A 927-nucleotide genomic window follows, 5' to 3' on the forward strand; every position below is an offset into this window, starting at 1 on the left:
AGCCTACGCCTTCACCTTCGGTTGATAGGAGACCATCATGACTGACTATAAGGGCATGACTGATCATAAGGGTTCGACCACACGGCGCTCGATGCGCATCGTCGCCTTTGGTGCGGCGGGCTTGCTGGCCGCGGGGCTGGCGATGTATTTCACGCCGTCATCCGCCGAAGAGGCGCGGGTCATTCCGGCGCCCGTTCTGGACGAGCCGGCCGGCGGCAGCAGCGAGACGGCAACCTTTGCCGGCGGTTGCTTCTGGGGCGTGCAGGGCGTGTTCCAGCACGTTAACGGGGTGAAGAGCGCGACGTCGGGTTATGCCGGCGGCTCCAAGAATACTGCGCAGTACGAAACGGTCAGCGGCGGCGATACGGGCCATGCCGAGTCCGTCAAGGTCGTGTTTGACCCGAGCAAGGTCAGCTATGGCCGGCTGCTGCAGATCTATTTCTCCGTTGCGCACGATCCGACGCAGCTGAACCGCCAGGGGCCCGATACCGGCACGCAATATCGGTCGGCGATTTTCCCTGCCAATGACGAGCAGGCAAAGGTCGCCAAGGCCTATATCGGCCAGCTGAACCAGGCGCGGGTTTTCGACGCGGCCATCGTGACGAAGATCGAGCCGGGCAAGAGCTTCTATCCTGCGGAGGGGTATCATCAGGACTTTCTGACGAACAATCCGACCTATCCCTATATCGTCATCAACGATCTGCCGAAGGTCGCCGCGCTGAAGCAGCTGTTCCCGAGGGATTACAGCGAAAAGCCGGTGCTGGTCGCGGCCTCCGGGTCGAACTGAGGATCGCCTGACGCGAACAGCAAGCGCCCGCTCGGTTTCGAGCGGGCGTTTTGCGTTCAGCCGCGCCTCGTCATCTCATTATACCTGAGTAGAAAATTCCAGAAATGTCGAATTTTACGCGCGAAATATCGCGCGAAAGT

At 60.5% G+C, this 927-nt stretch carries 1 protein-coding gene; it reads left to right on the forward strand.

Annotated elements, in window-relative coordinates; translation table 11 throughout:
- The first annotated feature begins 37 nt into the window (after positions 1–37).
- Entirely contained in the window at positions 38–787 is a 750-nt protein-coding gene (msrA, locus tag B3605_RS01025) for a peptide-methionine (S)-S-oxide reductase MsrA (protein WP_112945298.1), read from the forward strand.
- Positions 788–927: the final 140 nt, after the last annotated feature.

This window comes from Rhizobium sp. UBA1881 (genome assembly GCF_002338015.1).
Classification (GTDB): domain Bacteria; phylum Pseudomonadota; class Alphaproteobacteria; order Rhizobiales; family Rhizobiaceae; genus Rhizobium.